The organism is Paenibacillus sp. GbtcB18 (assembly GCF_019091125.1).
In the GTDB taxonomy this organism is placed as follows: domain Bacteria; phylum Bacillota; class Bacilli; order Paenibacillales; family NBRC-103111; genus Paenibacillus_F; species Paenibacillus_F chitinolyticus.
In genome coordinates this window covers 1-237 of sequence record NZ_JAGXJX010000844.1, presented here as the reverse complement: position 1 = coordinate 237, position 237 = coordinate 1, and the positions used below count along the sequence as shown (strand labels likewise).

Here is a 237-nt window from a genome sequence, read left to right as displayed (position 1 = left end):
ATGTTGTTTCCGTATGTTGTTGCATGGCAATGTCTAAGAATAGTTTCTTAGACGCTACAGATAGCTTAAAGAAAGCCTTTGTAAATACAACAGGACTAATATATACGTATGGATTTGCTTTTTCTGTTTCCTCATTCATAAAATGAGTCAGCTTGTTTGTATATCGGCCATCTACTCCGTTTTCAATGGAGTTAATGTTATGTAAGTTCAATTTCTTCAATGCAATATAGAATTGAT

At 32.9% G+C, this 237-nt stretch carries 1 pseudogene; it reads right to left on the bottom strand.

The annotated features are described in order from the left end of the window. A pseudogene (locus KVT34_RS32265) lies at window positions 1-237 on the bottom strand (hypothetical protein); the annotation flags it as partial.